The sequence below is a fragment of the Mycobacterium sp. 1245852.3 genome, assembly GCF_001669335.1.
In the GTDB taxonomy this organism is placed as follows: domain Bacteria; phylum Actinomycetota; class Actinomycetes; order Mycobacteriales; family Mycobacteriaceae; genus Mycobacterium; species Mycobacterium europaeum_A.
This window is the reverse complement of record NZ_LZLL01000543.1, coordinates 1-20,522: the sequence shown is the minus strand read 5'-3', so window position 1 is coordinate 20,522 and position 20,522 is coordinate 1. Positions and strand designations below refer to the sequence as shown.

At 69.1% G+C, this 20,522-nt stretch carries 20 protein-coding genes and 1 pseudogene; 12 read left to right on the top strand and 9 right to left on the bottom strand.

Going from position 1 to position 20,522, the window contains the following annotated elements:
• The first annotated feature begins 30 nt into the window (after positions 1–30).
• The 3 genes from A9W96_RS25160 to A9W96_RS25150 are packed head-to-tail and all read left to right on the top strand — an operon-like array spanning position 31 to position 2,049.
• Complete coding sequence (locus A9W96_RS25160; RefSeq protein WP_067143916.1) at positions 31–585, top strand: mammalian cell entry protein; 555 nt, start codon at positions 31–33, stop codon at positions 583–585.
• On the top strand, positions 552–1,331 hold the full coding sequence (locus A9W96_RS25155) for a mammalian cell entry protein (RefSeq protein WP_067143914.1): 780 nt from the start codon (positions 552–554) through the stop codon (positions 1,329–1,331). The genes A9W96_RS25160 and A9W96_RS25155 overlap by 34 nt, the downstream gene beginning before the upstream one ends.
• 16 nt (positions 1,332–1,347) lie before the next feature.
• Positions 1,348–2,049 (top strand): YoaK family protein, encoded by a 702-nt coding sequence (locus A9W96_RS25150; RefSeq protein WP_066862464.1) that lies wholly within the window; start codon positions 1,348–1,350, stop codon positions 2,047–2,049.
• On the opposite strand, the gene A9W96_RS25145 is transcribed toward A9W96_RS25150, so the two are convergent.
• The 4 genes from A9W96_RS25145 to A9W96_RS25130 all read right to left on the bottom strand — a co-directional run bounded on the left by A9W96_RS25145 (position 2,042) and on the right by A9W96_RS25130 (position 6,306).
• Positions 2,042–3,124 (bottom strand): phosphodiester glycosidase family protein, encoded by a 1,083-nt coding sequence (locus A9W96_RS25145; RefSeq protein ID WP_067143912.1) that lies wholly within the window; start codon positions 3,122–3,124, stop codon positions 2,042–2,044. The two genes, A9W96_RS25150 and A9W96_RS25145, sit on opposite strands and share 8 nt — an antisense overlap.
• A gap of 105 nt (positions 3,125–3,229) precedes the next feature.
• The gene (locus tag A9W96_RS25140; RefSeq protein WP_067143910.1) at positions 3,230–4,672 is read right to left on the bottom strand and encodes a YhgE/Pip domain-containing protein; all 1,443 of its coding nucleotides are present in this window, start codon (positions 4,670–4,672) and stop codon (positions 3,230–3,232) included.
• 58 nt (positions 4,673–4,730) lie between these two features.
• Positions 4,731–5,456, bottom strand: a complete 726-nt coding sequence (locus A9W96_RS25135) for a pirin-like bicupin family protein (RefSeq protein WP_067143908.1) — start codon at positions 5,454–5,456, stop codon at positions 4,731–4,733.
• A gap of 25 nt (positions 5,457–5,481) precedes the next feature.
• On the bottom strand, positions 5,482–6,306 hold the full coding sequence (locus A9W96_RS25130) for a MarR family transcriptional regulator (protein WP_369830869.1): 825 nt from the start codon (positions 6,304–6,306) through the stop codon (positions 5,482–5,484).
• 128 nt (positions 6,307–6,434) lie between these two features.
• Here A9W96_RS25130 and A9W96_RS25125 point away from each other — a divergent pair, with 128 nt between their 5' ends.
• Complete coding sequence (locus tag A9W96_RS25125) at positions 6,435–7,568, top strand: dihydrodipicolinate reductase (RefSeq protein WP_156765401.1); 1,134 nt, start codon at positions 6,435–6,437, stop codon at positions 7,566–7,568.
• Positions 7,569–7,621: 53 nt separating this feature from the next.
• Here A9W96_RS25125 and A9W96_RS25120 read toward each other — a convergent pair whose 3' ends face one another.
• Positions 7,622–9,031 (bottom strand): alpha/beta hydrolase domain-containing protein, encoded by a 1,410-nt coding sequence (locus A9W96_RS25120; protein ID WP_067143902.1) that lies wholly within the window; start codon positions 9,029–9,031, stop codon positions 7,622–7,624.
• A 13-nt stretch (positions 9,032–9,044) separates the two neighbouring features.
• Positions 9,045–10,179: pseudogene (locus A9W96_RS25115) on the bottom strand (sigma-70 family RNA polymerase sigma factor).
• On the opposite strand from A9W96_RS25115, the gene A9W96_RS25110 reads away from it, so the two are divergent.
• The 4 genes from A9W96_RS25110 (at position 10,172) to A9W96_RS25095 (ending at position 14,411) form a co-directional block, all read left to right on the top strand.
• Positions 10,172–10,966: an alpha/beta hydrolase gene (locus tag A9W96_RS25110; protein WP_231997748.1), complete on the top strand. Its 795-nt coding sequence runs from the start codon at positions 10,172–10,174 to the stop codon at positions 10,964–10,966. The pseudogene A9W96_RS25115 and the gene A9W96_RS25110 overlap by 8 nt on opposite strands.
• A gap of 66 nt (positions 10,967–11,032) precedes the next feature.
• Complete coding sequence (locus A9W96_RS25105; RefSeq protein ID WP_066862489.1) at positions 11,033–11,782, top strand: DUF2786 domain-containing protein; 750 nt, start codon at positions 11,033–11,035, stop codon at positions 11,780–11,782.
• Positions 11,779–12,291 carry a TIGR04338 family metallohydrolase gene (locus A9W96_RS25100; RefSeq protein ID WP_067143900.1) on the top strand — a complete coding sequence of 171 codons (513 nt, stop codon included), beginning with the start codon at positions 11,779–11,781 and terminating at the stop codon, positions 12,289–12,291. Before A9W96_RS25105 ends, A9W96_RS25100 begins: the two co-directional genes overlap by 4 nt.
• 44 nt (positions 12,292–12,335) lie before the next feature.
• Positions 12,336–14,411, top strand: a complete 2,076-nt coding sequence (locus A9W96_RS25095) for a beta-glucosidase (RefSeq protein WP_067143921.1) — start codon at positions 12,336–12,338, stop codon at positions 14,409–14,411.
• 42 nt (positions 14,412–14,453) lie between these two features.
• On the opposite strand, the gene A9W96_RS30820 is transcribed toward A9W96_RS25095, so the two are convergent.
• On the bottom strand, positions 14,454–14,600 hold the full coding sequence (locus tag A9W96_RS30820) for a metallothionein (protein ID WP_082972598.1): 147 nt from the start codon (positions 14,598–14,600) through the stop codon (positions 14,454–14,456).
• A 157-nt stretch (positions 14,601–14,757) separates the two neighbouring features.
• Here A9W96_RS30820 and A9W96_RS25090 point away from each other — a divergent pair, with 157 nt between their 5' ends.
• The gene (locus tag A9W96_RS25090) at positions 14,758–15,411 is read left to right on the top strand and encodes an O-methyltransferase (protein WP_067143898.1); all 654 of its coding nucleotides are present in this window, start codon (positions 14,758–14,760) and stop codon (positions 15,409–15,411) included.
• Between the two features lie 4 nt (positions 15,412–15,415).
• Here A9W96_RS25090 and A9W96_RS25085 read toward each other — a convergent pair whose 3' ends face one another.
• A complete protein-coding gene (locus A9W96_RS25085; protein ID WP_067143896.1) occupies positions 15,416–16,399 on the bottom strand; it encodes a nitronate monooxygenase in 984 nt (327 codons plus the stop codon).
• Between the two features lie 162 nt (positions 16,400–16,561).
• On the opposite strand from A9W96_RS25085, the gene A9W96_RS25080 reads away from it, so the two are divergent.
• Complete coding sequence (locus tag A9W96_RS25080) at positions 16,562–17,002, top strand: SPW repeat protein (RefSeq protein ID WP_066862502.1); 441 nt, start codon at positions 16,562–16,564, stop codon at positions 17,000–17,002.
• A gap of 70 nt (positions 17,003–17,072) precedes the next feature.
• Here the strand turns inward: A9W96_RS25080 and ilvD are convergent, their stop codons facing one another.
• Positions 17,073–18,785 carry a dihydroxy-acid dehydratase gene (gene ilvD, locus A9W96_RS25075; RefSeq protein WP_066862505.1) on the bottom strand — a complete coding sequence of 571 codons (1,713 nt, stop codon included), beginning with the start codon at positions 18,783–18,785 and terminating at the stop codon, positions 17,073–17,075.
• A 118-nt stretch (positions 18,786–18,903) separates the two neighbouring features.
• Between ilvD and A9W96_RS25070 the strand changes: the two genes are divergently transcribed.
• Entirely contained in the window at positions 18,904–19,194 is a 291-nt protein-coding gene (locus A9W96_RS25070) for a metal-sensitive transcriptional regulator (RefSeq protein ID WP_066862508.1), read from the top strand.
• Positions 19,195–19,328: 134 nt separating this feature from the next.
• Positions 19,329–20,522, top strand: a 1,194-nt coding sequence (locus A9W96_RS25065; RefSeq protein WP_067143918.1) for an MFS transporter, incomplete at its 3' end; no start/stop codon positions are given.

The window sequence follows — 20,522 nt, the reverse complement described above, 5'->3', positions numbered from 1 at the left end:
GACCAAGCCGAAACAGCCCGGGAGCGGCAAGTGAGCCCCCGCCGCAGAATTGCGCCCGGCGAGCGGCCACTGCTCATCGCGCGCCCGGTCGAGGCCGGGCGGCCATGGCTGTTGCCGTTGTCCGGCACGGTCGCCGCGGCGCTCATGGTGGTGGCGATAACGGCCTGCACACTGATGCTCGTCTCGCACGAAACCCGGGCGCGGGCCGCGTCCAAGGACCGCGAGGTGCTCACCTACGTGACCGGGTTCATGACGCAGTTCACCTCCATCGATCCCTTTCACGCCAACGATTACGTGAACCGGATCCTGGCGCAGGCGACCGGGGACTTCGCCAAGCAGTACGAGAAGAACGCCAACGAGATCCTGCTGCAGGTCGCCCGGGCCGAACCCGCCACCGGCACGGTACTGGACGCCGGCCTGGAGCGATGGAACGACGACGGCAGCGCCAACGTCATGGTGGCGACGGCGATCACCACCAAGTCGCCGGACGAAAAGCAGGTGTTGGAGAACGCCAATCGATGGGCGGCGACCGCGACGCAGGAAGGGAACAAGTGGAAGATCAGCAACCTGCAGCAGGTGATGTGACCGCCGAGCGGACTCCGGCCGCCTCCGGGGACGACGCGAACGACGCGACGGACGCGACGCACCAGGCCCGCCCGGAGCGCCACGACGAAGAGGCCGAGGCCACAACGGAATCCGAGGCCACCGACCGGGACGCGGCCGCACCGGACAGCGCTGATGACGGGGCCACCGACGACGAGGACGCGGAGCGGGTGGCCGATGCGCCGCAGGGTACCGCCGCGCGCAAGAACCGGCGGACCGCAAAGGTCTGGGCCGTCGTCGCCACCATCGCCGCCCTGCTGTTCGTCGGTTCCGCCGCATTCGCCGGCGCGATGCTACAGCCGTACCTGGCCGACCGGGCCACCGCCGCAACGAAACTCAACGTCGCACGGACCGCCGCCAATGCGATCACCACGCTGTGGACGTACACCCCGGAAAACATGGACACCCTGGCCGATCGCGCATCCCGGTATCTCAGCGGCGATTTCGAGGCGCAGTACCGCAAATTCGTCGACGCGATCGTGGCTCCCAACAAGCAGGCCAAGATCACCAACCACACCGACGTGACCGGCGCCGCGGTCGAAACCCTCGACGACTCCAACGCCGTGGTCATCGTCTACACCAACACGACGTCCACCAGCCCGTTGACCAAGAACGTCCCGTCGCTGAAGTACCTGTCCTACCGGCTGTTCCTGAAACGTTCCGACAACCGTTGGCTGGTGACCAGGATGACGACGATCACGTCGCTGGATCTGACGCCCAAGGTTTAGCGGCGAGGCCGGGCGCATGGCTGTCACATCACCGGTCTCCGAGCGTTGGACGGTAGCGGCGTTGCTGCTCTTGACCTTCGCCACCGGGTTGGCCGACTCGATCAGCATCCTGGTGCTCGGTCACGTGTTCGTCGCCAACATGACCGGCAACGTGATCTTCCTCGGATTCTGGCTCGCCCCAAGGACGATCATCGACCTGACCGCCGTCGCGGTCGCCCTGCCGACCTTCGTCTGCACCACGATCGCCAGCGGCCGATTGGCACGGTATTTCGGCCTGCGGACGCGGACATGGATCACCACGGTGCTGACGATCGAAATCGTCTTGCTGCTGGCGCTCGCGGTTCTGGCGGGCACGGGAGTGCTGCGCTATCAGGCGACCTCCAAGCTGATCATGATCGGCATGCTCGCGGTGACGTTCGGTCTACAACACTCCAGCGCGCGCCAGTTCGGCATCCAAGAGCTCTCCACCACGGTGCTCACGTCGACGATCGTCAGCCTCGGACTGGACAGTCGGTTGGCCGGAGGCACCGGCGAACGGCAGCGGTTGCGCATCGGCGTCGTGGCCACCATGTGCGCCGGCGCCTTCTTCGGGGCGACGATGTCGAGATACGTGATCGCCCCGGTGTTCGTTGTCACCGCGGCGGTGATCGCCACCAGCCTGCTGATCTTCCGCTTCGGGCCGCCGGCGGCGAAAACCGAAGCGCCCGTTACTAGTTGAACGCCAGCCAGCTGGGCAGCGCCCGCTCGTGTGAATCACAGAGCACTTGCCGGGTGTCGCATGATCCACGCGGTGATCCGGCGCCGGCCCACATGCCCCCGGTGTCGCGGCGCAGCACGATCGCCGACGAGCCGCCGCCGTCGAGCAGCACCGCGTTGTCACTGCCCAGCCCGCGGAACAGGTCCTGCATGTTGTCCGGGGTGTAGTTGCCGCCCTCGAAGATGTACATCTCGTCCTTTTGCCGGGCGTACGCCAACGCCGTTCGGGCCGCGCTGGGTCCGCCGTCGTGCAGCTGCCCGGTGTTGCCGGGCGCCAACAGCCCGATGCCCGAGACCGCGACGAACTTCTCGTTCTTGTTGAGCAGGTCGGCCACCACCGGGGTGGCGGCGTCGTAGTCGCTCTTTGTCCTGGGCCACACCACATATGGCGCACCACCGGACGGCAGGATCATCGTCGACAGCGCGCTCCAGCTTTCACCGCCGCCGGACAGACCCTGCTTGCCGGGGTAGGCGACGGTGCCGGTGACCGCCTGGTTGGCGCGGCCCTGGCCCTGCGTGTTGTCGACGAAGGCGCCCAGCGGTGAACTGCAGCCGGTCTGACGCCACGAGCCGCCCTTCTGCCCGCGGACGTCGAAGAAGTTGGCGTTGATGGCGATGGTCGGCTGGCCCATGCGCTGCCACGCCTGCAGCGGTGCGTAGAGCTCGGAGGCCTGCCAGAGACCCTCGCCGGTGCGCGCCCCGGGGTTGTTCTCGCAGCGGGCCTGATCGCCGCGATGCGCGTCGACCAGCAGGTGCGGGGACAGGCGCCCCGCCGCGTTCTTGATGATCATCAGGTGCCCGCCGTTGTCCATCTCATACCAGCTGCCGCCGGCGTTGAGCATCGGCGCGGGATGGCCGGGGCCGAAGTTGTAGACCAGGTAGGAACCGCGGGTGCTGCCGATGGCATTGGCGAGCAGATCGCGCCCGTCGGCGGCGCGGGCGAGGGGCTGCCCGGAGGTGACGGCCAGGGTGAAACAGGCGACGAGGGCGGCGCACGACGCTGCCAGCCGGCGGAAGCTGGCGCGTCGGGTCAGCACGGTAGCCCTTTCCGCCCGGAACTAATGCAACATAAACATCATCAGCCCCATAAGTCACACTGTCAACAAAGGTCACGGTGGGGTGACGATAGGGCCACGCCCGAATTACGCTTGCTCGCTTGGACTTTCGTGATCGCCGGCGGTCGGCTGGGTAGCGGTGGGCTCGGCGCCGGATGGCTCTGTAGCGATGGGCACGGCGGCCGCCGGTTCGGCGCGCTTGCCGCGGCGGGTCTGGTGCCTCGACTGGTGCTCCTGGGCGATGGCCAGTTCGACCGCGCCCTGGATCCGGTGAAAGCCCTTGCGGTCGTACAGGTAAGTGCCGATGCCGCCGAGCAGCAGGCCCACGACGACGCCGATGGTCGTCATCGTCAACGCCTGCGTCAGCCCCGCATCGCCACGGCCGCCGAAGTAGAGCAGCGACCGGGCCCCGAGGAAGACCTGGTGCATCGGTTCGAATTCGGCCAGCCAGCGGAAGAAGGACGGCGTCGCCTCCAACGGCACCGTCGCGCCGGCCGACGGCAGCCCGAGGATCACGAAGATGAGCATGCTGACCAGCATTCCGGCCGTGCCCAGCACCGAGAGCAACGAACTGGACGTGATGCCCACCGCGGCTATCGCGAAGACGCCGAACGCCCAAAGCCGCCAGCCGTGATCGATGGGCATGCCGAGCCCGTCGGCGATCGACAGATACACCACCGAGGTGAGCAGCCCGAGCAGCACCATCATGGCCCACTTCAGCAGCAACGTCTGGAATCTGGAGATCTTGACTTGCTCGGCGAACCGGTACACCGGCCCGAATTCGGCGGGCACGTAACCGAGCAGCGCGTCCACCAGCGTGCTCACCACGATGCTGCCGGTGAAACCCGCCAGCAACAGCAACAGCGCGTAATAGAAGGCCGACAGGCCGTTGCCGGTGCCGTTCGGCAGCGGGTTGTACACGTTTGACTGGATGTCGATGGGGGCACTCAGGCCCACCTGCGCCGCGCCGGCCAGCGGTGCGCCACCGGTCTGCGCGGCCACCTCCGCCATAACCCGTTGCCCCGCAATGCCGTTGGCCATCCCCATCGCCGTGCTGAGGGTCTGACCGGCGATGCTCGCGCCGAGCGTGCCGGCCCTCGGATTGGTGGAAACCGTGATCGACGGGCGGTCCGCGCGGGCCGGCGAGACAGCACTATCCGCGAAGTCGCGCAGCAACGACGAGAAGCTCGGCGGTATCAGCACCTGGCCGTAGACACGGCCGGTGTCCATCTGGCGGCGGGCCTCGTCGCGGGAGAGCACGCGGACGTCGAACTTGTTCTTGTCCAACCCATTGACCAGCCGGTCGACGATCTGCGCGCCGCCGGGACCGGCGTCCTCGTTGACCACCGCGATGGGGAAATGACGCAGGTTGGTCGTCGGGTTCAAGATGCCACCGAGATACAGCGCGCACAACGCCGCCATCAGCGCCAGGGTGATGACCAGGGGGGCCGCCCAGAATCGCACGGTGCGGACCGCCTTGACGTTCCGGTTGGGGTTGGGCGCCGCGTGCTGCGGGTGCGAGTGAGGCATGCCGACTCCTGTTCTGTCGTGCCCACTTTATGGGCTGGCCCGCCGACCCTCTACGGCCTCAGTCGCCCAGCTTCGCGTGCATCTCCCAGATCAGCAGTTCCGCGGGCTCGCGCGCGCTGACGCGCCGGCCGTCGGCGTCGGTGAAGCGCACCGCGTCACCCTCGTCGACGTCCCCGATGCCTTCTATGACGGCCTGGCCCCGGGCCACGAAGAGGTGCAGGTAGGGGGCCCGCGGAAGGTTTACCGATGCGCCGGCCGGCAATCGGGTTCCGTGCAGCGCGGCGTTGCGATTGTGCAGGGTGATCGCGGCGTCGTGCGCGGGCCTCCCCGAGGCGATCGTCACGAGATTGCCCGCCATCAGCTTGTCGTCGATCTCGTGCTGCTGGTAGCTCGGATCGACGCCGGCCTCGTCCGGCACCACCCACATCTGCACGAAATGCACCGGCTCGCTGGGGGAGTCGTTGCGTTCGGAGTGCAGGATCCCGCTGCCAGCCGACATCCGTTGCGCCAAACCGGGATAGATCACGCCGCGATTGCCGGCGGAGTCGTGATGCGACAGCTCGCCTTGCAGCACCCAGGTCACGATCTCCATGTCCCGGTGCGGGTGGGTGTCGAATCCCGTTCCGGGCGAGACGATGTCGTCATTGTTCACCAGCAGCAGCCCGAAGTGGGTGTTGTCCGGATCGTAGTGGTCGCCGAAGGAGAAGGCGTGCCGCGAGGTCAGCCATCCGGTGGTGGTGACGGCCCGGCTCGCCGCGCTCCTGATCTCGGTGGTGGCTGACATGACCCCAGCCTAATCGTGGGCGGCGTCAGGTCACCGCGTCGGTGAGCAGACCTTGGGCCTGCCGAAGCGCGGCGTCGAGCTCCGGCATGGTCAACCCGATCGAGTGACCCAGGTGGATCTCGATCTGGTACTCGGGCTGGCCGTCGTGGGCGAATATCGGCAGGACGACGAATTCCGTTGTGGCTAAGTCTGTTTCGAGCGAGTGGGTGACCGACTGCAGGGTCACCATCGTCATCAGGGTGGTGAGCTGGCGGGTGACCTGGGCCGTGGGCTCCAGCGAGGCCAGCACGTCGGCCAGCCGAGTGTGCAGCGACCGGTGGGTGTCGTCGAACCGCCATGCGCCGTAGCCGCGGGCGCGGATATCGGCGAGCACCCGCTGGTGCTCGGCGATCTCGGTGCGGGTGAGCCGCGGCGTCACGCCGTGCAACCACGCGTGGACGGAGTCGTCGTCGCGCCAGGCCATGGCCACCAGACCGAACGGCGGGTCGATGGGGAAGCGCTGCCCCACGGCGTGCTCACCGTCGGTGCCGTGGCCGACCGCGTCGACCGTGGTCAAATGCCGGGCACCGATTTTCGACATCGAACAGCCCGCGCCGAGCGTATCGTGCAGGAAGCGCAGCGCGTCGCGCCCGCGGTCGAGCAGCGGGAATTGCCGCCGCAAGCCGTGGACCAGTCCAAACAGCCCGCTGCCCAGCACGTAGCGACGATCGCCCCGCCGGGACACCCAGGCCCTCCGTTGCAGCTCGGCCAACACCAGCGCGCAGGTGGAAGTGCTGATCGCGCAGTTCTTCGCCAGCTCGGCCGAGGTCCGGCCGTGCGGTGAATTAGCCAGGGCGCCAAGGATATCCATCACCCGCGCGGTGGGCGGCGACTTGGCGCCCGAGTCGCCGCGGGTCGCGGCCATTGACGTATCCACCGCGACCTCCTTACTATCCGTCCAAAATGCCAGCATATGGGTCCTAATACTAGGAGATAGTCGTGTTCAAGGTGGGAGTTTGGGGGCCCGGTTCGATGGGCGTGATCGCCCTGCGCGGGGTGATCGACCATCCGGAGCTGCAACTGGCCGACCTCGTCGTGCACAGCGACGCGAAGGCCGGCCGCGATGCCGGAGAGCTGTGTGGCATCGCGCCGGTCGGGGTGCGGGCGACCCAGGATCCGGCCGCCCTGCTGGCCGGCGACGCCGACGCGGTGGTATACGCGGCCGGCGCCAACCTGCGGCCGCTGGAGGCCGTCGCGGACATGGTGTCGATCCTGCGGGCGGGCAAGAACGTGGTGTCGTGTTCGGTGGTGCCGCTGGTCTTTCCGGACGGGCTTGACGCCGCCTTCACCGCCCCGCTGCGGCAAGCCGCCCTCGACGGAGGCGTGTCGTTCTTCACCACCGGTATCGACTCCGGCTTCGCCAATGACGTTCTGCCGCTGGTCCTTACCGGAGTCTCCCGGGTGATCGAGTCGGTGCGTGTTACCGAGATGTTCAACTATGCCACCTATCCGGACAGGGCCGCCGTCTACGAGATCCTAGGTTTCGGCCAGCCGCCGGAATATCAGGCGTTCGCGGCGCAGCCGGGAATGTTCACCTTCGGCTGGGGGCCGGTGCTGCACCAGCTGGCGGCCGGGCTGGGCGTCAAGATCGACGACATCGAGGAGAGCAACGAACGCGTGCCGTCCCCCGAGTCCTTCGACACGCCCACCGGTCACATCGCGGCCGGGACCATCGCCGCGATGCGCTCGACGCTCACCGGGTACGTCGACGGAAAGCCGACGTTCGTGCTCGACCACGTGACCCGCATGCGCGACGACATCGCCCCGGACTGGCCGCAGCCACACATCTCGATCCCGCCGAAGGACCTCGGCTACGGGCAGGCGTCCGGACGCGGCCTGTACCGGGTGGAGATCGAGGGCTCCCCGACCATGCGGTGCGAATTCGAGATGGCCGAGGACGCCGACCATGACCTGGGTGCCCGCATCGCCGGCGCGTCACGGATGGTCAACGCCATCCCCGCGGTGTGCGCGGCCCAACCCGGGCTGCTGTCCGCGCTGGATTTGCCGCTGATCACCGGCGCCGGACTGCTGCGTCCGGTGCCGGGTCCGCCGCCGGACAGCCGGTTGTTCTAGCCCGGCGACGGTGAGCGCCGGGACGGCGCGAGTAAGGAGCCGGGCGATCTTACCTAGCCCGGCTCGCCGGGATACGTCGCGGCGGCGAGCTGCAGAATCTCGGCGCGATCGGCCGCCAGGATGAACCCGGAGCCGATCGCCGCGTCGAGGGCCGCGGTGAAGCTATCCAGATACTGCGCGCGCCCACCCGGGTAGAGCCGCCGAATCGTGTTGGCGTCGAAGGGTTCCCCGGAGCCGAAGATCGCCGACATGATGCTCTCCTGGCCGCCCAGACCCGACGTCCTGGCGGTCGGCACGTCCACCCACGGGGTCCTGATGCCACCGCGGGCCAGGCCGTTGCCGTCCAGAACCGGTTGCGGCCCGGCGCTTTCCCGAACCTCGAGCGGATCGGCGTGGGGGGCCGGCTCGCCGGTGCCGACCCAGGCGTTCAGCGCCGCGAGCGCCGCCTGCACCACGTAGTGATGCTGGGGGCCGAAGTTGATGTAGTGCGCGAGTCGCTGGCCCATCAACACGTCGGTCGGCGCGTAGGCGGTCACGATCGCCTCCAGCGGTGCCGAGCCGCTGTCGATGAACGCCACCTGAATCGTGTAGTTGTCGGCATGGGCCGCCCCGGCGATCTCCCAGACCCGCAGCCGTTCGTTGTCCGGCTGCCTGGCGAAGTAGTAGCCGTCGCGCGGGCCGCCGAAGACGTCGGTCTCGGTGATGACCGCGAGCAACGGGACGCGCAGATCCGGACGGAACGGGACCGCCTGCCGTGCAACGGATTCGGCGAAGATCGAGCCGCCGTCCAGGGGTGCGGCCGGGCCGAACCGGGAGTGCACCAGGAAGCCGTCGTAGCCGGGGGTCAGCGGGTCGACGGCGTTGATGTAGGTGGTGAGGAACATCGCGGATTGCGATTCGCCCACCGCGATCACGCGCCGGGCGGGCAGGCCGCGCAGGACGGCGCCGTGTTCACCGCTTTTGAGCAGGCCGCCGACCTGGGCGAAGATGTCGTAGGCGAACGCGTCGCCGGGGTGCTGCAGGTCCGCGTATCGTTGCGGGTCCTGGCTTTTCAGCGACATGTCAGCACCCAGCATGTTGTCGCCGCCCTCGACTCCCACCCGCTGGGCCGACACCGCGACGTAGGCGTAACCGCCGCGGATGATTTCGCGGTGCGCCATCATCCACACCGCGGCGGCGTCGATGCCACCGCTGACGTTGAGCCACTCGACGATGACCGTCCCGTTGAACCGGGCAGAATCGGTCGGCGTCAGCGCCACGATGCGGGTCGTGTAATCGGCGGAGCCCGAGGGGGTTACGTCCCATCGGCCGTCGGGGGCCGGTTCACCTGCCGGGGCGTAGCAGGACGCCGTGGCGCAGACGAAGAACTCCTCGACGGTGTAGCCCACGTCGGCGAGGTCGAAAGCGCTCAGCAGCAGCGCCGGCTTTCCGGGGATGGGCGTCACCTGGGTGGCGTTCGTCATCGCGGCGGTCCTGTCAGCTCTGGCCCGCGGACAGCGAAGCGGGCAGCCCGAATTTCACGAACAAGGCGTCGTCGAGGAACGCCACCACGTGGGATACCTTCCCGCCCTGCACATCCAGCACGTGCAGCTGGAACGGGACGTGGACGTCGCCGGCGCGCATGTACATGGCCGCGGCGAGCTGGCCGTTGGCGACCAGCGGCAGCATGCGCATGTCCCCGCTGCCCTCCGCCGGGCACTGCTGGTGGATGAGGGTGACGATGGCCCGTGGCCCCTGGTACCAGCCGGTGTACGGCGGCATCTCCCAGACGGCCTCCGCGGTGAACAGCTCGACCAGCCGATCGATGTCATAGGTCTCGAACGCCGCGATGTAGCGCGCCAGCAGGTCCTGGGCTTCGGGCGAATCCGGTTGCACCAGTGGGTCTTCGGCGCTGGGCCCGACGGCCTCCAGCTGGGACCGGGCCCGCTGCAGCAGGCTGTTGACGGCGGTTGTGGTGGTGCCGACCGCCTCGGCCACCTCGGCCGAGCGCCAGCCCAGCACGTCACGCAGCAGCAGCACCGCCCGCTGCCGGGGTGGAAGGTGTTGCAGCGCAGCGACAAACGCCAGCCGTACCGACTCGCGCGACCCGACCACGACCGACGGGTCGGCCGGATGCTCGGTCAGCGACGGCAGCGGCTCCAGCCACGGCACCTCGCGGCGCTCCACCAGCTCGGCGGTCGGGTCCGAGCTGGGCGCGCCCAACCCGACCGGCAACGGCCTGCGCTGGCGTCCCTCCAGGGCGCTCAGGCAGGTGTTGGTGGCGATGCGATGCAGCCAGGTCCGGATCGAGGACTTGCCTTCGAAACGGTCGTACGCCTTCCAGGCCCGCAGCAGGGTCTCTTGCACCAGGTCCTCCGCGTCGTGCAGCGACCCGGTCATGCGGTAGCAGTGGGTCAGCAGTTCGCGCCGGTACGGTTCGGCGTGCGCCGAGAAATCTGCGTTGGCCACCGGGTCACCTTCAGAGTTCTGCGCGAGAAGGCTCATCCGCATGAGCCTACGCAGTGTCGGGGCGCGCGGCCCACATCAGCAGCCATTACGCTGCCCGTAATGACTAGGACCCCCGAGTGAACCGCAGCGAACGCAGTTTCGACGGGTACGGCGGCGTGCGGATCGTCTACGACGTCTGGACGCCCGAGACCGCACCGCGCGCGGTCCTGGTGCTCTCACACGGTCTCGGGGAGTACGCCCGTCGCTACGACCACGTCGCGAAGCGCTTCGGCGAGGCGGGCCTGGTCACCTACGCGCTGGACCATCGTGGGCACGGCCGCTCGGGCGGTAAGCGAGTGCTGGTGCGTGACATCCACGAGTACACCGCCGACTTCGACACCCTGGTCGGTATCGCCACCCGGGAACACCACGGGCTCAAGTGCATCGTGCTGGGGCACAGCATGGGCGGCGGAATCGTGTTCGCCTATGGCGTCGAACGCCCGGACAACTACGACCTGATGGTGCTGTCGGGTCCCGCGGTGGCGGCCCAGGATCAGGTGTCGCCGCTGCTCGGGCTGGCCGCCAAAGTGCTCGGCGCCGTCGTGCCCGGACTGCCGGCCCAAGAACTCGACGTCGACGCCATCTCCCGGGACCCCGCGGTGGTGGCCGCCTACAAAGAGGACCCGCTGGTGTACCACGGCAAGGTGCCGGCCGGCATCGGCCGCGCGCTGCTGCTGGTCGGCGAGACGATGCCGCAGCGGGCGCCGGCCCTGACGGCGCCGCTGCTGGTGGTGCACGGGGAACAGGACCGGTTGGTCGCGGTCGCCGGCAGCCGTCGCCTGGTGGAGTGCGTGGGATCTGCTGACGTGGAGCTGAAAATCTATCCGGGGCTCTACCACGAGGTTTTCAACGAGCCCGAGCGCGAGCAGGTGCTCGACGATGTGGTCTCCTGGATCACCGCTCGGCTGTGAGGCGGGGCGTGTCAGCCGGCTCCCGTACTTTGGCGACAGAGCCAAGCGATGGGGAGGAGCGTCGCCGTGAGTGACGACAAAATGCTGTCGCGCATTGCCGCGCTGCTGCGTCAGGCCGAAGGCACCGACAACAGCCACGAAGCCGATGCGTTCATGTCCGCCGCGCAGCGGCTCGCGACGGCCGCGTCCATCGACCTGGCGGTGGCACGCTCGCATTCGGCCCAGCGGTCGGCGGCGCAGGCGCCGACGCAGCGCACGATCACCATCGGGGCGGCGGGCACCAAGGGGCTACGCACCTACGTGCAGCTGTTCGTGCTGATCGCCGCGGCCAACGACGTGCGCTGTGACGTGGCCTCGAATTCGACGTTCGTGTACGCCTACGGGTTCGTCGAGGACATCGACGCCAGCCACGCCCTGTACGCCAGCCTGGTGGTGCAGATGGTCCGTGCCTCGGACGCCTACCTGGCCTCGGGTGCGCATCGTCCCACGCCGACGATCACCGCCCGACTCAACTTCCAGCTGGCCTTCGGGGCGCGGGTCGGCCAGCGGCTCACCGAGGCCCGCGACCAGGCCCGCCAGGAAGCCACCAAGGATCGCCGCCGGTCGCCGGGCACCGCCATTGCCTTGCGGGACAAGGAAGTCGAGCTGGTGGACTACTACCGCGGCGCGTCGAAGGCGCGGGGCACCTGGCAGGCCAGCCGGGCGTCGGCAGGGTATTCGTCGGCGGCGCGACGCGCGGGCGACCGGGCGGGCAAGCGAGCGCGGCTCGGCAACAGCCCCGAACTGCCCGGGGCGCGGAGCGCGCTGAGCGGGTGAGCGCGGGGAAGCCCCCACCGCGGGATTCTCAACGCTCCAAGTTGTATGCGGCTGAGGAGTTCGTCCGGACGCTGTTCGACCGTGCCGCCCAGCATGGCACCCCGGTGGTGGAGTTCTTCGGCACGCAATTGACGCTGCCGCCGGAGGGGCGTTTCGGCTCGGTGGAGTCCGCGCAGCGCTATGTGGACGACGTGCTGGGGCTGGCGGCGGTGCGGCAACGGTGGCCGGGTGTGTCACCGCTGCGGGTCCGTGCGCGACGGGCCGCCACCGCCGCGCACTACGAAAACCGTGACGGCACAGGCGTTATCGCGGTGCCCGATCGTGACACCGCCGACTGGGCGCTGCGCGAGCTGGTGATGCTGCACGAAGTGGCGCATCATTTGTGCCAGGCCGAGCCGCCGCACGGCCCCGAGTTCGTGGCGACGATCTGTGAGTTGACGGAGCTGGTGATGGGACCGGAACTGGGGCACGTGCTGCGCGTCGTCTACGCCAAAGAGGGCGTGCGGTGAGCTGGCCCGATCCCGACGCGCGGGCGCGCGAGGTCGAAGCCCGGATGACCGACGACGAGCGGTTCGCGCTGCTGGTCTCGGTGATGGGGGCCGGCGACATGTGGCCGGTGCGTGACGAGCGCATCCCCGCTAACGTGCCGATGTGCGCGGGATACGTGCCCGGCGTTCCCCGCCTCGGGGTGCCCGCGTTGCTGATGAGCGATGCCGGGCTGGGCGTCACCAATCCCGGCTATCGCCAGGGTGACACGGCCACCGCGCTGCCCGCCGGACTGGCGCTGGCCGCGGCCTTCGACCCGCCGCTGGCCCGGGCCGCCGGCGACGTGATCGGCAGCGAAGCCCGCAGCCGCGGGTTCAACGTGCAACTGGCCGGCGCGATGAACCTGGCCCGCGACCCGCGCAACGGCCGCAACTTCGAATACCTTTCCGAGGACCCGCTGTTGACCGCCACCATCGCCGCCGAGTCGATCCGCGGCATCCAGCAACACGGCGTCATCTCGACGGTCAAGCATTACTCGCTGAACTGCAACGAAACCAATCGGCACTTCCTGAACGCCGTCATCGACCCCGACGCACACCGCGAATCCGACCTGCTGGCTTTCGAATTGACGATCGAGCGCGCCCAGCCCGGCGCCGTGATGACCGCCTACAACAAGGTCAACGGTGACTACGCCGCGGCCAACTCCGCCTTGATCAACGACGTGCTCAAGGGCGCCTGGGCGTACCGGGGTTGGGTCATGTCCGATTGGGGCGCCACGCCCAGCTGGGAGTGCGCCCTGGCCGGTCTGGACCAGGAGTGCGGGGCCCAGATCGACGCGCTGCTGTGGCAGGCCGAGTCCTTCGGTGCGCCGCTGCGCGACGCCTACGCCGACGGCAGGCTGCCCAGGCAACGCCTGTCGGACATGGTCCGCCGGATCCTGCGATCCATGTTCGCCGTCGGAGCCGAGCGCACCGATACGGCCCCGGCGCCGGATCTGGCCGCGCACAACGAGATTGCGCTGCGCATAGCGCGCCAGGGAACCGTGCTGCTGACCAACCGCGGGCTGTTGCCGGTGGCGGCCGAGTCGAACGCGCGCATCGCCGTCATCGGCGGGTTTGCGCACCTGGGTGTGCCGGCCGGCTACGGTTCGAGCACCGTCGTCCCGGCGGGCGGCTACGCGGGCGTGGTGCCCATCGGCGGCCCGGGCCTGGAGGCCGCGCTGCGCAACCTGTACCTGTTGCCGTCGAGCCCGCTGGAAGAATTGCGAAAGCGGCTGCCGCACGCGCAGATAGAGTTCGATCCCGGCATCAGCCGCGCCGAGGCGGTGCGCGCGGCGGCGACGGCCGACATCGCCATCGTATTCGCCGTGCGCGCCGAGGGCGAAGGGTTCGACATCGCCGACCTCTCGCTGCCGTGGGGCCAGGACGAGCTGATCACGGCGGTGTCGGCCGCCAACCCCAACACCGTGGTGGTTCTGCAGACCGGCAATCCGGCTGACATGCCGTGGCGGGGCTCGGTGAATGCCATTGTGCAAGCATGGTTTCCGGGCCAGGCCGGCGCTCGTGCCATCGCGGAGATCCTGAGCGGCAAGGTGAATCCCTCGGGCCGGCTGCCGATCACCTTCCCGGCCGATCTGGCCCAGACGCCGCGCCCGCAGTTGCCCGGCGCGGGGGAACCGTGGGGGACGCCGACCACGATCGACTACTTCGAAGGGGCCGACGTCGGCTACCGCTGGTTTGCCCGGTGTGGCCACGACCCGATGTTCGCTTTCGGTCATGGCTTGTCCTACACCAGGTTTGACTACCATGACCTGGTGGTCGGTGGCGAACATACCGTCAGCGCCAGTTTCAGCGTCGTCAACGTCGGCGACCGTGCCGGGGCGGATGTACCGCAGCTCTACCTGACGGCCGCGGCCGGAAAGCCGTGTCTACGGCTGCTGGGGTTTGAGCGCGTCGAGCTCGAGCCGGGTGCAACGCGGCGGGTGACCCTCGAGGCGGATCCGCGCCTGCTCGCCCGCTATGACGGCGGCGTCGGGCGCTGGCGGATCGACCCGGGCTCCTACGCGGTGGCGGTGGGCGCGTCGGCGATCGCGATGCGCCTGCACGCCACGGTCGAGCTGACCGGCCGTACGTTCGGGCGATGAGGATCACGGTCTGACGCCCGAACGCACGACCGGCCCGACGGATTACTTGACGGGGGTCAACGCGTCGCCGCACGTGCAGCGGTACGGCTCACCCGAACCCGAGCAGTGGCAGGGGGCCTCGATGCGGACGCGGCAGCCGCAGCCTTCGTGACCGCACGTCAACTCGGTCCCGGCCTCGTATGTTGCCATTTAACTCACCCTTTTCTCGTTGTGGTGACTCTTGCGGTGCGGGTCGACCGCACCCTCACTATATACCCCCCATGGGTATACGCAAGGAGTCGCGACCGGTGCGATACCGCCCCGCCGCTCGATGCCGTCGTCGGCGGCCGCGGCTAGCGTGGGCGCCATGACCGAGAAACCAACCCCCAAAGACGTCGACGCATTCTTGGACAGCACGGTGGTGGACGACGATGCGTCCTTGACCGCGGCCCTGGAGGCCAGCAGCGCCGCCGGCTTGCCGCCGATCGCGGTGTCGGTGCAGCAGGGAAAGTTCTTGAGCCTGCTCGCCGGTGCCGTCGGTGCCCGCAACATCCTCGAGCTCGGGACGCTGGGTGGTTTCAGCACCATCTGGCTGGCGCGCGGCGCCGGCCCGCAAGGGCGGGTGGTGACGCTCGAATACGAGCCCAAGCACGCCGAGGTGGCGCGCGCCAACCTGGAACGGGCCGGTCTCGCCGACCGGGTGGAGGTGATCGTCGGAGCCGCACTGGACACGCTGCCAACGGTGACCGGCCCCTTCGACCTGATCTTCATCGACGCCGACAAAGAGAACTACCCCGCCTACCTCGATTGGGCGGTGCGGCTGGCCCGTCCCGGAGCGATCATCGTGGCAGACAACGTGATTCGGCAGGGCCAGATCCTCGACCCGGAGTCCAACGCTCAAGCGCAGGCGGTGCGCCAAACCCTGCAGGCGATGGGTGAGGATCCGCGGCTGGAAACGGCCGTGCTCCAGACGGTAGGCGCCAAGCACTGGGACGGCTTCGCGTTCGCCGTGGTGCGGTAGGGCGTCAGCGGGGGTTCAGGTCGGCCACGGCCTGCCCGGCGGAGGTGAGTTCGTCTATCCGCAAGGCGGTTTCGCCGGCGTAAAGGGCGGCGCTGTCCAGCCAGGAATCGGGCACGCCGGCCACCGGTGCCAGCGGCGTGAAAAACGGCAGCGCCGGTGACTGCAGCCGCATCAACGGCCCGGCGTCGAAATAGCCCAGCGCCGACAGCGGGCGGCTGATCGCGTTCAGGGCGGCGGGCAGCGGCCTGGCCTGCCCGTCCTCGCCGCACCAGCGGCGGGTGGCAGCGTTGGGCACGACGCGGTGGCGCAGCGGCCAGCTCAGGCCGAACAGGTTGGTTTCGATCGTCCTGTCAGCCTGCAAGATTCGTTGCTGGTACGCGCGGTTCGCGTTGGCCTCGTGCGTCAGCAGGAAGCGGGTGCCGGCTATGACGCCGCTGGCGCCGGCGGCCAGCGCGGCGCGCGTGTCGGCGGCGGTGGCGATGCCCCCGGCCACGAACACCGGGCGCGTCCCCGCCGCGCGCAGGGCGGGCGGCACGAACTCCAGAGCCGGCATGGTCCCGACGAGATGGCCCCCAGCCTCGCGCCCCTGCGCGATCAAACCATCGGCGCCACAGGCGATCGCGGCTCGGGCCGCCGCTTCGGTGCCCACCATCACGAACACGAAGATCCCCGCCTCGCGCAGGTGCTCGACGAGCCCCAGCTTTTCGCCGAACGCCACCACGACCGCGTCCACCCGGGCGTCGACACAGACCGCGACGTGCCGGCGATGGACGAAGGGCACCAGCAGGTTCACGGCGACGGCGCGGCCCGGGGCCCGTTCTCGCACTTCATCTATCGAAGCCCGTAGCCGGCGTGGCGTGTCGATGCCCAGCGTGCCAAGTGCGCCCGCCGCGGCGACGGCGCCCGCCAGTGCCGCGCCCGCCAGCCCGCCACCCATGCCGGCCTGGCCGATCGGCACATCGAGGCCAAGCCGGTCCGCGATGTCCATGCCTCAAGACGCTACGCGGGTCGCCGAAATCGCCCCACCTCCCGGGCTTGCCGGGGCGTCAATTTTCGTTGCTGGTCCACCGCGCGCGGGCGTAATCTGGACGGCAGATGGATGGGTGCGGCAACGCTCAAAAGGCTTGTCGCATAACAGAAAGGTCACAAAATGAGTACAGTCCATTCATCAATCGATCACCACCCCGATTTGTTGGCTCTTCGCGCGCGCTACGAGCGCGTTGCCGAGTCGATGAGTGCGCATGTCACGTTCGGGCTGGTCCTGTTGACGGGCCTGTACGTGGCGGCGTCGCCGTGGATCATCGGATTCAACGGGACGGGATCGCTTGCCACGTCCGACCTTATCGTCGGGATCGCGGTGGCGTTCTTGGCCTACGGGTTCGCGACGACGCTGGATCGTGCGCACGGCATGACCTGGACGCTACCGGTGTTGGGCGTGTGGGTCATCGTCTCGACGTGGATCCTGCCGGGCGTCACGCTGACCTCCGGCATGACGTGGTCGAATGTCGTTGCGGGGGCGCTGTTGACGTTCCTGGGGCTCAACGCGACCTACTTCGGCATGCGCACCCGCGCGGCGGGCACGCACGCGTAGCCTCGAACTCGGTTAAGCAGCAAGGCAATTCGCCGGTCCCGGGCCGGCGCGGTGCGGCCCGGGGCGGCGATCAGCCGCAGACCGCGCCGATCGCGGCCGAGCTGACCAGCTTCACGTACTTGGCCAGCACCCCGGTCTTGTAGCGCGGCTCCGGCGGGGTGAAATCCCTGCGGCGGGCCTCGAATTCGGCCGGATCGGTCAGCACGTCGAGGACATGGTTCGCCACGTCCAGGCGGATCCGGTCGCCGTCCCGCAAGAAGGCGATCGGCCCGGCGTCGACCGCCTCGGGCGCGATGTGGCCGACGCACAGGCCGGTGGTCCCGCCGGAGAACCGGCCGTCGGTCAGCAGCAGCACGTCTTTGCCCAGGCCGGCGCCCTTGATGGCGCCGGTGATGGCCAGCATCTCGCGCATGCCGGGGCCGCCCTTGGGGCCTTCGTAGCGGATCACCACGGCGTCACCCTTGGTGATGGTGCCGTCCTCCAGCGCGTCCAGCGCGGCCCGTTCGCCGTCGAAAACCCTTGCAGTGCCCTCGAACACGTCGGAATCGAAACCGGCCGACTTGACCACCGCGCCCTCGGGCGCCAGCGATCCGCGCAGGATGGTGATGCCGCCGGTCGGGTGGATGGGATTGCTCAGCGCGCGCAGCACCTTGCCGTCCGGGTCGGGCGGGGCGATCTCGGCCAGGTTCTCGGCCACGGTCGCGCCGGTCACCGTCAGGCAGTCGCCGCGCAGCAGCCCGGCGTCCAGCAGCGCCTTCATCACCACCGGCACGCCGCCGATGTGGTCGACGTGCGACATCACGTGGCGGCCGAACGGTTTGACGTCGGCCAGGTGCGGCACCTTCGACCCGATCCGGCTGAAATCGTCCAGCGACAGTTCGACGTCGGCCTCGTGGGCGATGGCCAGCAGGTGCAGCACCGCGTTGGTCGAGCCGCCGAACGCCATCACCACCGCGATCGCGTTCTCGAACGCCTCCTTGGTCAGGATGTCGCGGGCGGTGATGCCGCGCCGCAGCAGTTCGACGACGGCCGCACCGCTGCGCCGGGCGAACCCGTCGCGGCGGCGGTCGGTCGCCGGCGGCGCCGCGCTGCCCGGCAGGGACATCCCGAGCGCCTCGGCGGCGCTGGCCATCGTGTTGGCCGTGTACATGCCGCCGCACGCGCCCTCGCCGGGACAGATCGCCCGCTCGATGGCGTCGACGTCCTCACGCGGCATCAGGCCCCGGGCGCACGCACCCACCGCCTCGAACGCGTCGATGATGGTGACCTCGCGCTCGGTGCCGTCGGACAGCTTGGCGACGCCGGGCAGGATCGAGCCGGCGTAGAGGAACACCGAGGCCAGGTCCAGCCGTGCGGCGGCCATCAGCATCCCGGGCAGCGACTTGTCGCAGCCGGCCAGCAGCACCGAGCCGTCCAGGCGCTCGGCCTGCATGACCGTCTCGACGCTGTCGGCGATCACCTCGCGCGACACCAGGGAGAAGTGCATGCCCTCGTGGCCCATCGAGATGCCGTCGGACACCGAGATGGTGCCGAACTCGAGGGGATACCCGCCGGCCGAGAACACGCCCTCCTTGACGGCCTTAGCGAGCCGGTCCAGGGAGAGGTTGCACGGGGTGATCTCGTTCCACGACGACGCGACCCCGATCTGCGGTTTCGCGAAGTCCTCGTCTCCCATGCCTACGGCCCGCAGCATGCCCCGGGCGGCGGCCTTTTCCAGGCCGTCGGTGACGTCACGACTACGCGGCTTGATGTCGGCGGTGGTGGCCGGATCGGTGGTGGGCATTGTTCAAGTATGCGCTGGCCAGTCGCGATGCCCATTTCCGGGGTGATACCCCGCTGGGGTATAAGCTGGAGTCCGGCGTGATGCCGCCGACGGGCGGCCGAGTGAGCAGGGGTGGCAGATGACCGACGAGCACGGGTACTCGCAGCAGAAGGACAACTACGCCAAACGGCTGCGGCGGATCGAGGGCCAGGTCCGTGGCATCGCCCGGATGATCGAGGAGGACAAGTACTGCATCGACGTCCTCACCCAGGTCAGCGCCGTCAACAGCGCCCTGCGCTCGGTCGCCCTGAATTTGCTGGACGAGCACCTGAACCACTGCGTCACCCGCGCAGTCGCCGAAGGCGGCGAGGACGCCCAGGCCAAGCTCGACGAGGCCTCCGCCGCGATTGCGCGGCTGGTTCGTTCCTGATCGGTGACGCAGTTGAGACCTGCGTATCGGCCCTGATTCAGGGGGAGGCGTAGTTGCGGTCCGTACGGTAAGGCAGTGTGATCGCATTAGGCGCGACAACCCAGGAAGTGGGTAGTCCGGCCGATACAGACGCCATGACTGCCGAAATTAATGCTGCCGCGCGAACGTGGACCCCACGGATCGCGGCTCAGTTGGCTGTGCTGGCGGCCGCGGCGTTCACCTACGTCACCGCCGAGATCCTGCCGGTGGGCGCGCTGCCGGCCATCGCCCGCGACCTGCACGTCAGCCTGTTCGCGGTGGGCACGCTGCTGACCTGGTATGCCTTCGTGGCGGCGCTGACGACGTTTCCGCTGGTGCGCTGGACCGCGCATTGGCCCCGGCGTCGTGCGCTCATGCTCAGCCTGAGCTGCCTGACCGCCTCACAGGTCATCTCGGCGCTGGCGCCCAGTTTCGCGGTGCTGGCCGCCGGGCGGGTGCTCTGCGCGATCACCCACGGCCTGCTGTGGGCGGTCATCGCACCGATCGCCACCCGGCTGGTGCCGCCCAGCCACGCCGGGCGCGCCACCATGTCGATCTACGTCGGCACCAGCCTGGCGCTGGTGGTGGGCAGCCCGCTGACCGCGGCACTGAGCCTGATGTGGGGCTGGCGCCTGGCCGTCGTGTGCGTCACCGTCGCGGCCGCCGCCGTCACGGTCGCCGCCCGCCTGATGCTGCCGGAGATGGTGCTCACCTCCGACCAGCTCGCCCACGTGGGTCCGCGGTCGCGACACCACCGCAACCCGCGGCTGATCCTGGTCAGCGTGCTGGCGATGATCGCCGTCACCGGCCATTTCGTCTCCTACACCTACATCGTCGAGGTCATCCGCAACGTGCTCGGGGTGCGCGGGCCGAACCTCGCCTTCGTGCTGGCCGCCTACGGGCTGGCCGGCCTGCTGTCGCTGCCGCTGGTGGCCCGGCCGCTGGACCACCGGCCCAAGAGCGCGATCATCCTGTGCATCACAGGGTTGACGGCGGCCTTCGTGGCGCTGACCGCCCTGGCGATCGGTGGCCGGACCGGCGTGGCCACCGCGCTGATCGGGACCGCCGCCATCGTGCTGTGGGGGGCGATGGCCACCGCGGTCTCGCCGATGATGCAATCCGCCGCGATGCGCAACGGGGCCGACGACCCTGACGGCGCGTCGGGGCTCTACGTCACCGCGTTCCAGGTCGGCATCATGGCCGGCTCGCTGGCCGGTGGCCTGCTCTTCGAACGCAGCGTCACGATGATGCTGACCGCGTCGGCGGCCCTGATGGCCGTCGCCCTGGCCGGCATCGTGGCCAACCGGCGG

Bases quoted from the DNA above. Each gene is read 5' to 3' on its own strand.
- A9W96_RS25150 (WP_066862464.1), top strand. From the start codon at position 1,348: ATGGCTGTCACATCACCGGTCTCCGAGCGTTGGACGGTAGCGGCGTTG.
- A9W96_RS25140 (WP_067143910.1), bottom strand. From the start codon at position 4,672: ATGCCTCACTCGCACCCGCAGCACGCGGCGCCCAACCCCAACCGGAAC.
- A9W96_RS25135 (WP_067143908.1), bottom strand. From the start codon at position 5,456: ATGTCAGCCACCACCGAGATCAGGAGCGCGGCGAGCCGGGCCGTCACC.
- A9W96_RS25130 (WP_369830869.1), bottom strand. From the start codon at position 6,306: ATGGATATCCTTGGCGCCCTGGCTAATTCACCGCACGGCCGGACCTCG.
- A9W96_RS25120 (WP_067143902.1), bottom strand. From the start codon at position 9,031: ATGACGAACGCCACCCAGGTGACGCCCATCCCCGGAAAGCCGGCGCTG.
- A9W96_RS25095 (WP_067143921.1), top strand. From the start codon at position 12,336: ATGACCGACGACGAGCGGTTCGCGCTGCTGGTCTCGGTGATGGGGGCC.
- A9W96_RS30820 (WP_082972598.1), bottom strand. From the start codon at position 14,600: ATGGCAACATACGAGGCCGGGACCGAGTTGACGTGCGGTCACGAAGGC.
- A9W96_RS25090 (WP_067143898.1), top strand. From the start codon at position 14,758: ATGACCGAGAAACCAACCCCCAAAGACGTCGACGCATTCTTGGACAGC.
- A9W96_RS25085 (WP_067143896.1), bottom strand. From the start codon at position 16,399: ATGGACATCGCGGACCGGCTTGGCCTCGATGTGCCGATCGGCCAGGCC.
- A9W96_RS25080 (WP_066862502.1), top strand. From the start codon at position 16,562: ATGAGTACAGTCCATTCATCAATCGATCACCACCCCGATTTGTTGGCT.
- ilvD (WP_066862505.1), bottom strand. From the start codon at position 18,785: ATGCCCACCACCGATCCGGCCACCACCGCCGACATCAAGCCGCGTAGT.
- A9W96_RS25070 (WP_066862508.1), top strand. From the start codon at position 18,904: ATGACCGACGAGCACGGGTACTCGCAGCAGAAGGACAACTACGCCAAA.